The following is a 13,693-nucleotide window of genomic DNA, read 5'->3' on the forward strand; positions in this document are numbered from 1 at the left end:
CGATAAGCGAGTTTTTGAGGGGAAAGAACGCGCTTGACGGCTTGGTCGGGGTTAGGACTCCAGGTCGCGGATGGTCCGCAGGGCAGCGCCGGTAAGCACCCGCACCGCGTACCCAAGCGCGCGCTCATCCACGATGAAGTCCCCGCGGTGAAGGTCATACTCCTCGCCGCCAGGGGTATGCGTCCCAAGCCGCATCATGGCTCCGGGAAGATCCGCGAGGAACCACGCGAAATCTTCTCCGCCCATGGACTGCGGGGTCAGGACCACGGCGTTCTCGCCAAGTTCCGCCCTCGCGGAAGCCTCGATCAGGGCGGTCTCATGCTCGGAGTTGACCACCGGCGGCACCCCGCGGGTGTGCTCCAGGTGCACATCAACGCCGTAGGGTGCTGCCACCTGCTTGACGACGTCGTCCAGCAATTCGCCGGCGCTGTGCCAGGCGTCCCGGTCCAAGCAGCGCATGGTGCCGGCCATGTAGCCCGACGCCGGGATGGCATTGGGAGCCGATCCGGCAGAAATCTGGCCCCACACCACGGAAACACCGCTGCGGACATCCACCCGACGGGAAAGTACAGCCGGGACGTTGATGGCGATCTGCGACAAAGCGAAGACCAGGTCTTCGGTAAGGTGCGGCCGTGACGTGTGTCCGCCACGCCCGGACAGTTCAATCTTGATGGTGTCCGATGCCGACGTGATCGCACCAATGCGGGTGCCGATCTGGCCCACGTTGATCCGGGGATCACAGTGCAGGGCCAGGATACGGGGAACCCCTTCCAACACACCCTGCTCGATGCAGGACAAAGCGCCTCCGGGCATGGTTTCCTCGGCGGGCTGGAAAATGATGCGTACCGTGCCGCCCAACGGGTTGTTCTTGTGCATCCGGTGCAGCACCAGGGCAATGCCCAGCATGGTGGTGGTGTGGATGTCGTGCCCGCAGGCATGGGTGACGCCGTGATTCTTCGAAGCGAACGGAAGGCCGGTCTCCTCGATGATCGGCAGGGCGTCGATGTCGCCGCGGAGTGCTGTGGCAATGGGCCCTTCGCCGACATCCACAGTGAGCCCGGTGCCCTCGAGCCGACGTGGCTTCAGGCCCGCTGCCTCGAGGCGCTCTACGAGCTTGTCGGTCGTCCTGAACTCCTTGAAGGACAGTTCAGGGTGCGCATGGAGGTCACGCCGGAATTCAATGAGTCCGGGCAGGAATTCGTCAACCCAGGGACCGACAACAGGGGTGGGCTCGGTTTCAGTCGTGTAATTGCGCACGTCACAACTCTAGCCATGCGCGGCCTCCGAAGAACGAAAGCCACCTCTTGGTTACGCTGCGTTCAGACGCAGGGCAACCAAAGAGGTGGCTCACGGTATAAGCAGATGCGTTACAGCACGTCCGTGTCGCCGCTGGCTTTAAGGGCGTCAACGGTGCCCTTGACCAGTTGCGCGTGCTCCTTCGTGGTCACCAGCAGGGCGTCCGGGGTGTCCACGATGACCACGTCCTTGATGCCGATCAGGGCAATGACGCGCTTGGTGTCAGAAACCACCACGCCGCTGGCATTCTCCGCGAAGACGCGGGCGCCCTCGCCCAGAACGGTGACTTCGTCGACGTCGCCGGCGTTGTTCAGTCGACCGATCGCGGCGAAGTCGCCGACGTCGTCCCAACGGAAAGTGCCAGGCACGACGGCGACGTCCCCGGCTTCCGCTGCAGGCTCAGCCACGGCGTAGTCGATGGCGATCTTGGGCAAGGTTGGCCAGACACGGGCCTTGACCTCGTCGCGCTGGGGCGTGTCCCACGCTTCGGCGATCTCCTGCAGGCCCGCGAAGAGCACCGGCTGGTTCGCTTCGAGGTGCTTCAGCATTAGTGCGACCGGCGCAACGAACATGCCAGCGTTCCACACGTAGTCCCCGGCTTCGAAGTACTTGTTGGCCACTTCCTGGCTGGGCTTCTCAACAAACTCGGCCACAGCCATGGCATTCGGAGCACTCTCGACGTTCAGGGCCGCGCCTGAGCGGATATAGCCGAAGCCCGTTGACGGGTGCGTGGGCTTAATACCGATGGTGACGATCTTGCCCTTGGCAGCTGTGTGGATCGCCTCACGCACGGCCTCCTGGAAGAGGTCGTCCGGGCTGATGACCTGGTCTGCGGCGAAGGAACCCATGATGGTCTCCGGATCGCGGCGGTGCAGGATCGCGGCGGCCAGCCCGATGGCAGCGCCGGAGTCTTTGGGCTCGCTTTCGAGGACGAGCTCGTCATCCCCTACCTCAGGCAGTTGGCGGCACACGGCGGCACGGTGCGCTTCACCGGTGACCACCAGCACGCGGTCTCCGGCCAGCGGCTCGAGCCTGTCATAGGTGGCCCTCAACAACGTGCTGCCCGAACCGGTCAGGTCGTGGAGGAACTTGGGCGCAGCGGCACGCGAGAGTGGCCACAGCCGGGTCCCCACACCGCCCGCCGGAATGACCGCGTGAAAGCGGTCCAATGGCGATTCCGGGTATTTCGCGTCTTCTGTACTCACCGCAACACTTTATCCTGTGCAAGCAGGAAGCCCCGCAGAACGCCACGCATGTGGCGTTCGTCTCAGGCAGTTCCCAAAATCGCCTGAATCCGGGCAGGAAACATGGAATTAACAAGCAGAGAAGTCCGCCCTAAATTGAATATGCTGTGAGCGAAGCCTAGATTTAGGCGTGAGCTACGAGTGCTCTCGCAGCAGGCGTTCCCCCCGCATGGATCCCATGCCAGCGCCGCTGTGTTGCAGGAAGGTTTAATCAGTGCCGACAAAACCAGCTGGCACCTTGTACCGCGGCCGTGAAGGCATGTGGTCCTGGGTTGGACACCGTATTACCGGTGTAGTGATCTTTTTCTTCTTGTTGGTCCATGTGCTGGACACCTCATTGGTGCGCGTGTCCCCTGAGGCCTACACCGCCGTCATCGGCGCATACAAGAACCCCCTGATGGCCCTGGGTGAAACGGGCCTGGTCGCAGCGATCATCTTCCACGCCTTCAACGGCCTGCGTGTGATCGCCATCGATTTCTGGAAGAAGGGCGCGAAGTACCAGCGCCAGCTGCTGTGGATCGTGCTTGCACTGTGGCTGGTCACGTTCGCCGGCTTCGCCATCCGCCACCTTTCCCTTGCGCTGGGAGGCCACTAAGCCATGACAACCATCGAATCCCCGCGCAGCGGGAAAATCGGGAGCGGCAAGATCGCGCCGAAGTACAACCGCAGCGGTTCCAGCCGCGGCAACTTCGAGATGATCGCCTGGCTCTTCATGCGCCTCTCCGGCATCGTCCTGGTGGTCCTGATCTTCGGCCACCTCTTCGTGAACCTGATGGTGGGCGATGGCATCCACGCCATCGACTTCGGCTTCGTTGCCGGCAAGTGGGCCGATCCCTTCTGGCAGTTCTGGGACCTGGCCATGCTGTGGCTTGCCATGCTGCACGGCACCAACGGCGTCCGCACCATCATCAACGACTACGCCGAGAAGGATTCCACTCGCTTCTGGCTCAAGATGGTCCTTTATGCGGCCACCCTGGTCATCATCATCCTGGGCACTCTGGTGATCTTCACCTTCAACCCGTGCCCCGTCGTCGACGGCGTTCAGCTGCCTGGCGGATTCTGCCCGGCCCCGTAGCGGGCTGTGCCACAGCGGCGGTCCGGCCCCTCCTTGGAGTAAACCGGTTCGCCGGACGTAGCGGAGCAGCCTCCGCCGACCATCTGAATTTTGAAAGAGAGAGCATCTGGTATGCAGGTCCATAAGTACGACGTCGTCATTGTCGGTGCAGGTGGCGCCGGCATGCGCGCCGCGATCGAGTCCGGTCAGCGCGCACGCACAGCGGTACTGACCAAGCTCTACCCCACCCGTTCGCACACTGGTGCGGCACAGGGCGGCATGTGTGCAGCACTGGCCAACGTCGAAGAAGACAACTGGGAATGGCACACCTTTGACACCATCAAGGGTGGCGACTACCTGGTTGACCAGGACGCAGCCGAGGTCATGGCGAAGGAAGCCATCGACGCCGTGCTGGACCTGGAAAAGATGGGTCTGCCGTTCAACCGCACGCCTGAGGGCCGCATTGACCAGCGTCGTTTCGGTGGCCACACCCGCGACCACGGTAAGGCTCCTGTCCGCCGTGCGTGCTACGCAGCTGACCGTACCGGCCACATGATCCTGCAGACGCTTTACCAAAACTGCGTCAAGCACAACGTTGAGTTCTACAACGAGTACTACGTCCTGGACCTGCTGATCGTCGAAGAAGACGCAGTACGCGAAGACGGTACTCCGTACAAGCAGAAGCGCGTTGCAGGCGTTGTCTCCTACGACCTCGCTTCCGGCGAACTCCACGTCTTCCAGGCCAAGTCCGTGGTGTTCGCCTCCGGCGGCGCCGGCAAGGTCTTCAAGACCACCTCCAACGCCCACACCCTCACCGGTGACGGCATGGGCATCGCGTTCCGCCGCGGTATCCCCCTGGAAGACATGGAGTTCTTCCAGTTCCACCCGACCGGCCTCGCCGGCCTGGGCATCCTCCTCACCGAGGGTGCACGTGGTGAAGGTGCCATCCTGCGTAACTCCGAGGGTGAGCGCTTCATGGAGCGCTACGCCCCCACCATCAAGGACCTCGCACCCCGTGACATCGTGGCCCGCGCCATGGCCAACGAAGTGCGTGAAGGCCGCGGCTGTGGCCCGAACAAGGACTACGTCCTCCTGGACCTGACCCACCTTGAACCTGCGCACATCGAGGCCAAGCTTCCGGACATCACCGAGTTCGCCCGCACCTACCTGGGTGTGGAACCGTTCACGGATCCGGTTCCCGTGTTCCCCACCGCGCACTACGCCATGGGCGGCATTCCGACGAACATCACCACCGAGGTGCTGCAGGACAACGACACGATCGTGCCGGGCCTCTACGCAGCCGGTGAAGTTGCCTGTGTTTCCGTGCACGGCTCCAACCGCCTCGGCACCAACTCGCTCCTGGACATCAACGTGTTCGGCAAGCGCGCCGGTATCGCCGCTGCGGAGTACTCCAAGACTGCTGACTTTGTTGAGCTGCCGGCTGACCCCGAAGCCATGACCCGTGGCATCCTGGACCGCCTGCTTACCGGCAACGGCACTGAGCGTGTTGCGCAGATCCGCAAGGAACTGCAGGACACCATGGACGCCAACATGCAGGTGTTCCGTACCAAGGAATCGCTGGAGCAGGTCCTGCGTGACATCGCATCCTTCGAAGAGCGATACAAGAACGTCACGGTCCAGGACAAGGGCAAGCGCTTCAACCTGGATCTCCTGGAAGCCGTGGAGTTGGGCTTCCTCCTGGACATGGCCAAGGTCATGACCGTCGGTGCGCTGCACCGTGAAGAGTCACGCGGTGGCCACTACCGTGAGGACTTCCCGGACCGCGACGACGAGAAGTTCATGAAGCACTCCATGGCTTACCTGGACAACACCGTCACCGCCGCATCCTCGGCGGAATCTGTTGCGGGCATCCGTCTTGAGACGAAGCCCGTCATCTTCACCCGTTACGAGCCGATGGAGCGTAAGTACTAATGACGACCGAAATGGCAGAGCCCGCTTCCAAGATCGAGCTCCCGGCAAGCGTTGCCGGCGACGGTGAAATCCCCACGTTCCACATCACGCTTCGCGTACGCCGCTACGATCCGGAAATCTCGGACGAGGCACGCTGGGACGACTACAAGCTGACCATGTACGGCACGGACCGCGTGTTGGATGCCCTTCACAAGGTCAAGTGGGAGATCGACGGAACTGTTTCCTTCCGCCGCTCCTGCGCCCACGGTGTCTGTGGTTCCGATGCCATGCGCATCAACGGCCGCAACCGCCTCGCCTGCAAGACGCTGCTGAAGGACCTGGACACGTCCAAGCCCATCACCGTCGAGCCGATCAAGGGCCTCCCCGTGGAGAAGGACCTGATCGTGGACATGGAACCCTTCTTCCAGTCCTTCCGCGAAGTCATGCCGTTCCTGATCAACAAGGGCCACGAGCCCACCAAGGAACGCCTGCAGTCCGTCGAGGACCGTGAGCGCTTTGACGACACCACCAAGTGCATCCTGTGCGCCGCCTGCACCTCGTCCTGCCCGGTCTTCTGGACCGACGGCCAGTACTTCGGTCCGGCAGCGATCGTCAACGCACACCGCTTCATCTTCGATTCCCGTGATGACGCCGGCGACATGCGCCTGGAAATCCTCAACGACAAAGAAGGTGTGTGGCGCTGCCGCACCACCTTCAACTGCTCCGAAGCATGCCCCCGTGGCATCCAGGTGACCAAGGCAATCGCCGAGGTCAAGCAGGCCATCCTGGCACGCAAGATCTAGTTAGCCGTTCCCTTAAAGAACAGCACGACGACGGCGCCGCTCACCCCACATGGTGACCGGCGCCGTCGTCGTTAATCACCGTCAGCAAACCGGTTATCGCACCACAAGGAGACCAGCGTGTCACGCTCTGAGAAGATCAGTTTCACCGGAAGCACCGGCGACACGCTGGCCGGCATCGTGGATGTCCCTGAGGGCCCCGTCCGCGGTTGGGGCCTTTACTCGCACGGCCTGACCCTTGGCAAGGACAGCCCCGCCGCCTCGCGCATCTGCAAGGGCCTTGCTGAGCAGGGAATCGGGATGCTGCGCTTCGACAACCTTGGCCTGGGTGGATCCGAGGGAGAGTGGTCTGCGGGCTCGTTCAGCGTCAAGGTGGCTGACACGATCCTGGCCGCCGGGTTCATGCGCGAACAGGGCCGCTCGATTTCGTTGCTGGTAGGCCACTCCTTCGGCGGTGCCGCTGTCCTGGCCGCGGCCCGCGATATCCCCGGGCTCAACGCAGTGGTGACCGTTGGTGCCCCCTACGAGCCCAAGCACGTCGAGCACATGTTCGACGCCGAGATCGAATCGATCCTGCGCGATGGCAGTGCCGTGGTGGATCTGGGCGGACGGCCCATGGAGGTCCGCAGGCACTTCGTGGAGGACGTGGAGCGGGCCGACCTGCGCGACTGCATCCGGACCCTCCACAAGCCGCTCATGGTGATGCACTCCCCCACCGACAACACGGTGGGGATCGATAACGCCAGCGAGATTTTCCGCACCGCCCGGCACCCCCGCAGCTTCATTTCCCTGGAGGGCAGCGAACACCTCCTCACCGGGAAGGGCCAAGCAGCACGGGTTGCACGAATCATTGCCGCGTGGGCCGACCCCTACCTCGAAGTCTCCTAAAGCAACCCGGGGTCACTTGTGGCCCATGTTCCACCCCTGGACGGGCCAAAAGTGACCCCGCGTTGCTCTTGGCTACTTGCCGATGGCGGCTTTGCTTTCGCTGAGCCACTGTTCCGCAGCCTTCTCGGGAGTGAGCCGCTTGAACAGGACATCGGTGTTGATGCGGGCCGTGATCTCGGAGACCGCCGTTGAACCGGTGGGACCGATGAACGTCGGCGCGAACTCCATCTTGCCGATCTGGTCGATGTACGCTGCCTCGGTCTTGCCCTGTGGCGTCAGGAGATCCTGAATGGCGGTACGCATGCCGGCATTGCTGGGCACACCGCGGTCGCTTTGAACGATCTTAGCCGCGGCCTCGTTGTTGACCAGAAAATTGACCAGTTTGGCTGCTGCATCAGTGTGCTTGCTGCGGGCGGAGATGGTGTAGAACTGCGAGGACTGGAGCCAAATGCCGGGAGTGGGCGTCTCACCCGGCAGCTTGAGCAGTTTCAGCTCGGCACCGGAGGCTTTGCTCAGCGCAGTCAGCGAATTGCTCCAAGTGAGCATCATCCCGGCCTGCCCCATGCCCATGAGTGTCTGCTCGGTGCTGACATTGAGTTTCTCAACGGTCTCCGATGCGCTGGGGGCCGCACCGGTTTCGCTGAGTTTCAACGAATAATCGAAGTAGGCCTGAACCGTGTCCTTCTCCAAGCCAAGCTGTCCGTCCTGCGTGTAAAGCGACTTGCCGTGCTGCCGGGCGAAGGCGTCCAGTGAATCGTGGGTCAGGACGGTGGCTGTACCGTAGGTTCCCTTCGGGCTCTTATCGGTAATGTCCTTCGCGGTCTTGGCGAAATCGTCCCAGGTCCATGAGGTGTCGTCGGGAAGTTCCACGCCGGCCGCCTGGAACACGGCGGGGTTAGCCACAATTGCCAGTGCGTTCGCGCCAGTGGACACACCGTACTGCGCGCCCTTGACCTGGCCATTCTCCAGGGCACCCGGGTCCAGTTTAGAGAGGTCCAGGGAATCCTTGACCTTGGACAGGTCCAGCAGCGCTCCCCTGTTTGCGTATTCGGCGGGGTACGCTCCACCCATGGTAATAACGTCGGGAGCGTCGTTTGCAGCTACTTGGGTTGCGAGCTTGTCGAAGTAACCGCTGATATCGCCGTATTCGGGCTTCACCTTGATGTTGGGGTTTGCGGCCTCGAACTCCTTGATGGCTTTGCTGGTGATGTCCGCCCGGGTTGCGTTGCCCCACCAGGAGAACCTGATTTCCATTGGGCCGTTCTCCGGCTGGTTTGAGGACGGGCTGGAGCAGGCCGCAGTGAGGCCCATCAGGCCGAGAGCGGCGACGAAGGCGATGGATTTTTGGATGATACGGAGAGATTTACGCGCCATTGGGTAAGCTTCTTTCAGACTCAAGAAAACGGTTCCTGAAACGTATCAAGGCGGTGTATATTCGTCAATAGTTTGGGGCATGAACTATATCTGCAGCAGAGGAAACCACCGTGTCGCACAGCTTGGATGACATCCAAATCAGGGATCCATTCGTACTAACACTGCCCGCCTCCGGGCGGTATCTGCTCTTTGGCAGTACCGACCGGAACATCTGGTCCGGCCAGGCAACGGGTTTCGATTGCTACGCGAGCCGTGACCTGATCCGCTGGGAGGGACCAGTGGCAGCCTTCCGCCCGTCTCCCGGATTCTGGAGCCAAGAACAGTACTGGGCCCCCGAAGTGCACCAGTATCAAGGCCGGTACTTCATGTTTGCCACATTCATTGCACCCGGCCGGCTCCGTGGAACCCAGGTTCTTGCCACGGAAGCGCCGGAAGGACCGTTCGAACCGTGGAGCGACGGTCCGCTCACTCCGGCAAACTGGCAGTGCCTGGACGGGACCCTCCACGTGGACCAGCAAGGGACGCCGTGGATGGTCTTCTGCCACGAATGGAAGCAGGTGCATGACGGCGCCATGATGGCCCAGCGCCTCAGCCCGGACCTGCGGACCGCCGAGGGCGTGCCGGTGTTCCTTTTCAGCGCCTCGGAAGCGCCATGGTCCCGGGCCTTGGATGTTCCGTCCGCAAAGGACCGGGAGCTTCCTGTCCATGTCACCGATGGCCCGTTCTTGTTCCGGCTCAGCAGCGGCAAACTGATCATGCTGTGGTCCAGCTTCGGTGACAACGGCTATGCCATGGGCATAGCGCGCAGCACCTCCGGGACTGTGCTTGGCCCGTGGATCCAGGAGGAAGAACCACTGTGGAACACCGACGGCGGCCACGGCATGATCGGCCGCAGGCTCGACGGCGGCTTGTTCCTTACCCTCCACCAACCCAACAAGACTCCGTATGAGCGGGCCGCATTCTTCCCACTGCGGGAACTTGAAGACACCGTTGTCCTCCAACCAGCAACCCAGGAACGGGATCCGCACCGTGCGTAACAACAAACCCATCGACCGCGAGAAACTCGTCCGCCGCCACAACGTCCGGCAGCACCAGCTCGACCCGCGAAGCCCTGTGTCCGTCGGCAACGGCGAATTCGCCTTCACCATGGACCTGACCGGCTTGCAGTCGTTTCCGGGCGCCTATCCCGTTGGCGCACGCGACGAGCTGCCACCGGGGACCCTGCTGGGGACCCAAGCGCAGTGGGGCTGGCACTCCGTTCCCTCCCAGCAGCCGCACGACCTTGCAGGTTCCACCGTCATGTATGACTCACCACGGGGTCCTGTCCCCTACGTGGACATGGTGGGCGACATCGTCAACGACCGGGAAACGGGCACGTCAGAGGCAGAAAACTGGTTGCGGGCCAACGCACACCGGTTGGACTTGGGCCGCATCGGACTGCGCTGGCTGGATCACGGCACTGAACGCCCGCTGGACCAGGCGGACATCACAGACGCCGAGCAAACGCTGGACCTGTGGACAGGCGTGGTGACCAGTCGCTTCACACTGGCCGGTTACCCCGTCAAAATCACGACGGCGTGCCACCCGTACCGCGACGAAGTCGCCTTCCGCATTGAGTCGCCCGCCCTCCGGTCCGGCCTGGTAATAGGCGTGGACTTCCCTTACGGTTCCGAAGCTTGGCATGACGCCGCTGACTGGACCAGGCCGGACGCACATTCCACCGTTGTGGGCGTGCCCATGTCCTCTGCCGATGACCAAGGGACAACCGCTTGGCCGGTCTTCCGTGCACTGGACAACTCCCGGTACCAGGCGTTGATCACCGGGCAACGCCTGGGAGTTGAACAGACAGGGCAACACACTATCCGCGTGTCCGCGGAGGACAGGGATCCGGGAGCTCCAGACGTGCTGGACTTCGCCGTCTTTTTCACCCCTTCCGGAGACGGCGACTGCATTCCACGTGGCTCTATCCGCTCAACCCCAGCGGCACCCCAGCCCGGCCTCCAAGCGGCGGCGGGATACGGCGTCGTGCTTTCAACTGCTGGAATCGTCATCGCCGCCTCCGCGCAGTATTGGCCGCAGTTCTGGTCCTCCGGCGGTGCCTTGGAACTGGAGGCCACGGACGATCCCCGGGCGAAGGAACTGGAACGCAGGATTGTGTTGTCGCAATACCTGACAGCGGTCAACTGCGCTGGTTCGTTGCCTCCGCAGGAAACAGGGCTGGTGTGCAACTCGTGGCGTGGCCGCTTCCACCTGGAAATGCATTGGTGGCATGCCGCGCATTTCGCGCACTGGAACCGGGTGGAGCTGCTCCTGCCGTCCCTGCGGTGGTACTCCACAGTCCTGGACAGCGCTCGGCAGACCGCCAAGGCACAGGGTTTGGACGGCGTGCGATGGCCCAAGCAGGTGGGTCCGGACGGCCGGGAAAGCCCCAGCACCATTGGCACCTTCCTCCTCTGGCAGCAGCCACACCCGATTTATCTCGCAGAGCTGGTGTATAGGGCCAACCCCAGCCGCGAGGTGCTGGAGGAGTTCGAGGAGATTGTTTTCGAGTCGGCCGCCTTCATGGCCAGCTTCGCGCATCCCACGTCCCGCGGCTTTGAATTGGGTCCTCCACTCGTGCCGGCCCAGGAAAGCTACGGCTCCATCAGGGCTACGGTCGCCAACCCCACCTTCGAGTTGGCGTACTGGCAGTGGGGGCTCAGAACAGCTGCCGCTTGGCGGGAGAGGTTGGGCCTGGAACCGGTGGAGGAATGGTCGGTGGTAGCGGACGGCATGGTCAAGCCACGGGTGATCGACGACGTGTACGCGGCCATCGACGTCGAGCCGTTCACCATCCGCACCGACCACCCCTCCATGTTGTGCGCACTCGGCGTCCTCCCGCAGACGGACGTGATTGATCCAGCGACCATGCGGGCAACCCTGACGGCTGTGCTTGCCGACTGGGATTGGGGCAGCACGTGGGGCTGGGACTACCCCGTGATGGCCATGACGGCTGCGCGGCTGGAGGACCCGGAAGCTGCGGTGGACGCACTCCTGCTGGACGCCGGGAAGAACACGTTCCTCGCCAATGGACACAACCGCCAAACCGACTCCCTGCCGTTGTATCTTCCCGGCAACGGCGGATTGTTGGCTGCAGTCGCTTTGATGGCAGCGGGTTGGGACAACGGACCTGAGCAGCACGCCCCGGGATTCCCTTCGGACTGGACCGTGAAGTGGGAGGGGCTGGCCAAGGCCCCGTAGCCTCCCGCGTTGCTCTTAGTTGCGGCGGGGACCCACGGCGGCACCCACAAGAGCCCCCAGCCCCACACCGATGAGGATGCCCAGGAAGGGTGAGTTGAAGATCAGCTGCCCAACGACGAGACCTGCCGCAGCACCGACGAGACAGGCGATCCACAGCTGGTTGTTCATTCGCGCCTCCCGGGGCCAGAAAAGAGTCAGGTACGGGGCGCTACGCGGCGCGAACCGAGGACCTTCGTGCGCGGCGCCTCCCCCGATTCGGCATCAGCCTCGCGGATCGCCGCCCACGACGCCGAAACAAGATAAACCTGGCTCACCAGGTTGAACCAGATCAGCAGGCCGATGATGATGGCGAACGACGCCAGGACGGGATTGTTCCCGGACCGGGCAAGGAGCTCGGTGCTGAAGAACTGGAGGACGGTGGTTCCGACCCCGGCCAGCGCCACCCCTTCGAGGAAGGCCTGGCGCCCCAACTTCAGGCCAGCGGCGACACGGAACAGTACTGCCGCCGTCGCGCAGTTCAAAAGGAGCGGAACCACGATCTTGACGGTGGCGGCGATGGGCGCTGCCACCTCCTCGTTTAGCTTCAGCAAGCCGATGAACCAGTCCGCCGCGGTTCCAAAGATCAGCGAGGCTCCGGCGCTGATCACCAGGATGACGCCGAGGAGCAGGAGCGTACCGGCGTCGATGGCCTTCTGCAGGAGCACATTTCGCACCAGGGGGCCAGCGTTCAAAACCCCCCGAAGACCTTCCCTGACGCTGGCAATCCAACCCAGGGATGTGAAAATGGTGACCGCCGCCGCGATGAGCGCCGTCCACCCCAGCCCGGACGGGTTGAGCAGCGTCTGTGGATCCACCAGCCCTTTACCGCCGTCGACCTGCAGGAGCCCTGGAGCGGCGGCGGCCACGCTGCTGATGACGGCGTCTTCGAGGACCGGATTGCCGCCCAGGACGATTCCGGCGATCGCGAAACCGGTAGTGAGGAGACCTGTCACCGAAAAGAACATGTTGAAGCCAATGCCCGCGCTGAGCAAAGGCCCGTGCTGCCGCGAGTAATGCTGGAACGAGCGCATGGCGCGGTTGGTGTTCAGCCTGGCCATGAAAACGGCGAAGAATGCACCTGCCCTGGCCGGGAAGCCCGCGCCGGAGCGCTTGGCGTGGCCTAATTCCTGCCGTTTATGCAGAAGCTCCAGTTTGAGCTTGGCCAGCTCAGTTGGCAGCGGAGGAGCGTCCGCCGCCGTGGCTTGGATCCGCTTGCTGTTCCTCGTCAGTATCGCCGCCAAAGTCGAGCTCTTCCCGTAGCTGCCATATTCCATTGGTGTCGTGCTCGTAAAGTCCCATGCTAACCACTGGGAACGTCGCCCGGTAATCCCTGAGCACCGTTTCGGCCTCATCAAGGTTCTTCTGGGCGACGTCGTGGGCCACCGTGACGTGCGGGTGGTACGGGAAGGGAAGCATCCGCTCAAGCGGGCCGCTTTGCAGCTTCTCGTGCAGCTGCACGCACTCCTCAAAGCCCTCTTCGACGTTGACGAACACCACGGGCGAGACGGGCCGGAAGGAACCAGTACCCGAGATGGTGATGTTGAACGGTTCCTGCGTTTTGGCGACCGCCCGCACGTGCTCGCGGGTTGCTGCCCAGTCCTGGGTGGGCGTAGTGGTGATCAGGGTGATGTGCGCAGGAATGACAGCCGCCATGGGATCACCGAACGATGCCCGCCATTCCTGGAGCTCTTGGGCGATCTCAGGCGGGAAGCCGAGAATCACGCCCACGCACATGGTGTCACCGGCACCACAATCGGCGCCGGTGACAGCCGGCTGGCGAGAATCGTCCGGACCGACACCCTTCCGGGCGTCGGTCTCGACGTTGAGCTGGCCAGCAGAGCACATGG

13 protein-coding genes are annotated in these 13,693 nt (G+C 62.9%); 7 read left to right on the forward strand and 6 right to left on the reverse strand.

Features of this window, described 5'->3' with window-relative positions; all coding sequences use genetic code 11:
- Positions 1 to 51 precede the first annotated feature (51 nt).
- Together NEK97_RS04425 and NEK97_RS04430 are read right to left on the reverse strand one after the other, a co-directional pair.
- The gene (locus tag NEK97_RS04425; RefSeq protein WP_235519243.1) at positions 52 to 1,257 is read right to left on the reverse strand and encodes an amidohydrolase; all 1,206 of its coding nucleotides are present in this window, start codon (positions 1,255 to 1,257) and stop codon (positions 52 to 54) included.
- 110 nt (positions 1,258 to 1,367) lie between these two features.
- Positions 1,368 to 2,501 carry a mannose-1-phosphate guanylyltransferase gene (locus NEK97_RS04430; RefSeq protein WP_257368735.1) on the reverse strand — a complete coding sequence of 378 codons (1,134 nt, stop codon included), beginning with the start codon at positions 2,499 to 2,501 and terminating at the stop codon, positions 1,368 to 1,370.
- 253 nt (positions 2,502 to 2,754) lie between these two features.
- Between NEK97_RS04430 and sdhC the strand changes: the two genes are divergently transcribed.
- The 5 genes from sdhC to NEK97_RS04455 all read left to right on the forward strand — a co-directional run bounded on the left by sdhC (position 2,755) and on the right by NEK97_RS04455 (position 7,193).
- Positions 2,755 to 3,135, forward strand: coding sequence for a succinate dehydrogenase, cytochrome b556 subunit (gene sdhC / locus NEK97_RS04435; protein WP_211713083.1), 381 nt, complete (start codon positions 2,755 to 2,757; stop codon positions 3,133 to 3,135).
- A gap of 3 nt (positions 3,136 to 3,138) precedes the next feature.
- On the forward strand, positions 3,139 to 3,615 hold the full coding sequence (locus NEK97_RS04440) for a succinate dehydrogenase hydrophobic membrane anchor subunit (protein WP_257368736.1): 477 nt from the start codon (positions 3,139 to 3,141) through the stop codon (positions 3,613 to 3,615).
- 111 nt (positions 3,616 to 3,726) lie between these two features.
- Entirely contained in the window at positions 3,727 to 5,526 is a 1,800-nt protein-coding gene (gene sdhA, locus NEK97_RS04445) for a succinate dehydrogenase flavoprotein subunit (protein WP_257368737.1), read from the forward strand.
- Entirely contained in the window at positions 5,526 to 6,308 is a 783-nt protein-coding gene (locus NEK97_RS04450; RefSeq protein WP_211713080.1) for a succinate dehydrogenase iron-sulfur subunit, read from the forward strand. The genes sdhA and NEK97_RS04450 overlap by 1 nt, the downstream gene beginning before the upstream one ends.
- 117 nt (positions 6,309 to 6,425) lie before the next feature.
- On the forward strand, positions 6,426 to 7,193 hold the full coding sequence (locus NEK97_RS04455; protein WP_257368738.1) for a carboxylesterase: 768 nt from the start codon (positions 6,426 to 6,428) through the stop codon (positions 7,191 to 7,193).
- A gap of 72 nt (positions 7,194 to 7,265) precedes the next feature.
- Here the strand turns inward: NEK97_RS04455 and NEK97_RS04460 are convergent, their stop codons facing one another.
- Positions 7,266 to 8,567: an ABC transporter substrate-binding protein gene (locus tag NEK97_RS04460; protein ID WP_257368739.1), complete on the reverse strand. Its 1,302-nt coding sequence runs from the start codon at positions 8,565 to 8,567 to the stop codon at positions 7,266 to 7,268.
- A 110-nt stretch (positions 8,568 to 8,677) separates the two neighbouring features.
- Here NEK97_RS04460 and NEK97_RS04465 point away from each other — a divergent pair, with 110 nt between their 5' ends.
- Positions 8,678 to 9,604: a glycoside hydrolase family 43 protein gene (locus NEK97_RS04465; RefSeq protein WP_257368740.1), complete on the forward strand. Its 927-nt coding sequence runs from the start codon at positions 8,678 to 8,680 to the stop codon at positions 9,602 to 9,604.
- Between the two features lie 109 nt (positions 9,605 to 9,713).
- Positions 9,714 to 11,807 carry a hypothetical protein gene (locus NEK97_RS04470; RefSeq protein WP_257369017.1) on the forward strand — a complete coding sequence of 698 codons (2,094 nt, stop codon included), beginning with the start codon at positions 9,714 to 9,716 and terminating at the stop codon, positions 11,805 to 11,807.
- A gap of 15 nt (positions 11,808 to 11,822) precedes the next feature.
- On the opposite strand, the gene NEK97_RS04475 is transcribed toward NEK97_RS04470, so the two are convergent.
- The 3 genes from NEK97_RS04475 to NEK97_RS04485 are packed head-to-tail and all read right to left on the reverse strand — an operon-like array spanning position 11,823 to position 13,691.
- Complete coding sequence (locus tag NEK97_RS04475; RefSeq protein WP_235519229.1) at positions 11,823 to 11,975, reverse strand: DUF1269 domain-containing protein; 153 nt, start codon at positions 11,973 to 11,975, stop codon at positions 11,823 to 11,825.
- A 26-nt stretch (positions 11,976 to 12,001) separates the two neighbouring features.
- Positions 12,002 to 13,087 (reverse strand): YihY/virulence factor BrkB family protein, encoded by a 1,086-nt coding sequence (locus NEK97_RS04480; protein ID WP_235519225.1) that lies wholly within the window; start codon positions 13,085 to 13,087, stop codon positions 12,002 to 12,004.
- Positions 13,014 to 13,691, reverse strand: coding sequence for a 2'-5' RNA ligase family protein (locus tag NEK97_RS04485; protein ID WP_235519223.1), 678 nt, complete (start codon positions 13,689 to 13,691; stop codon positions 13,014 to 13,016). Before NEK97_RS04485 ends, NEK97_RS04480 begins: the two co-directional genes overlap by 74 nt.
- Between the last annotated feature and the right edge of the window lie 2 nt (positions 13,692 to 13,693).

Origin of the sequence: Paenarthrobacter sp. UW852, from assembly GCF_024608385.1 — a bacterium.
In the GTDB taxonomy this organism is placed as follows: Bacteria; Actinomycetota; Actinomycetes; order Actinomycetales; family Micrococcaceae; genus Arthrobacter.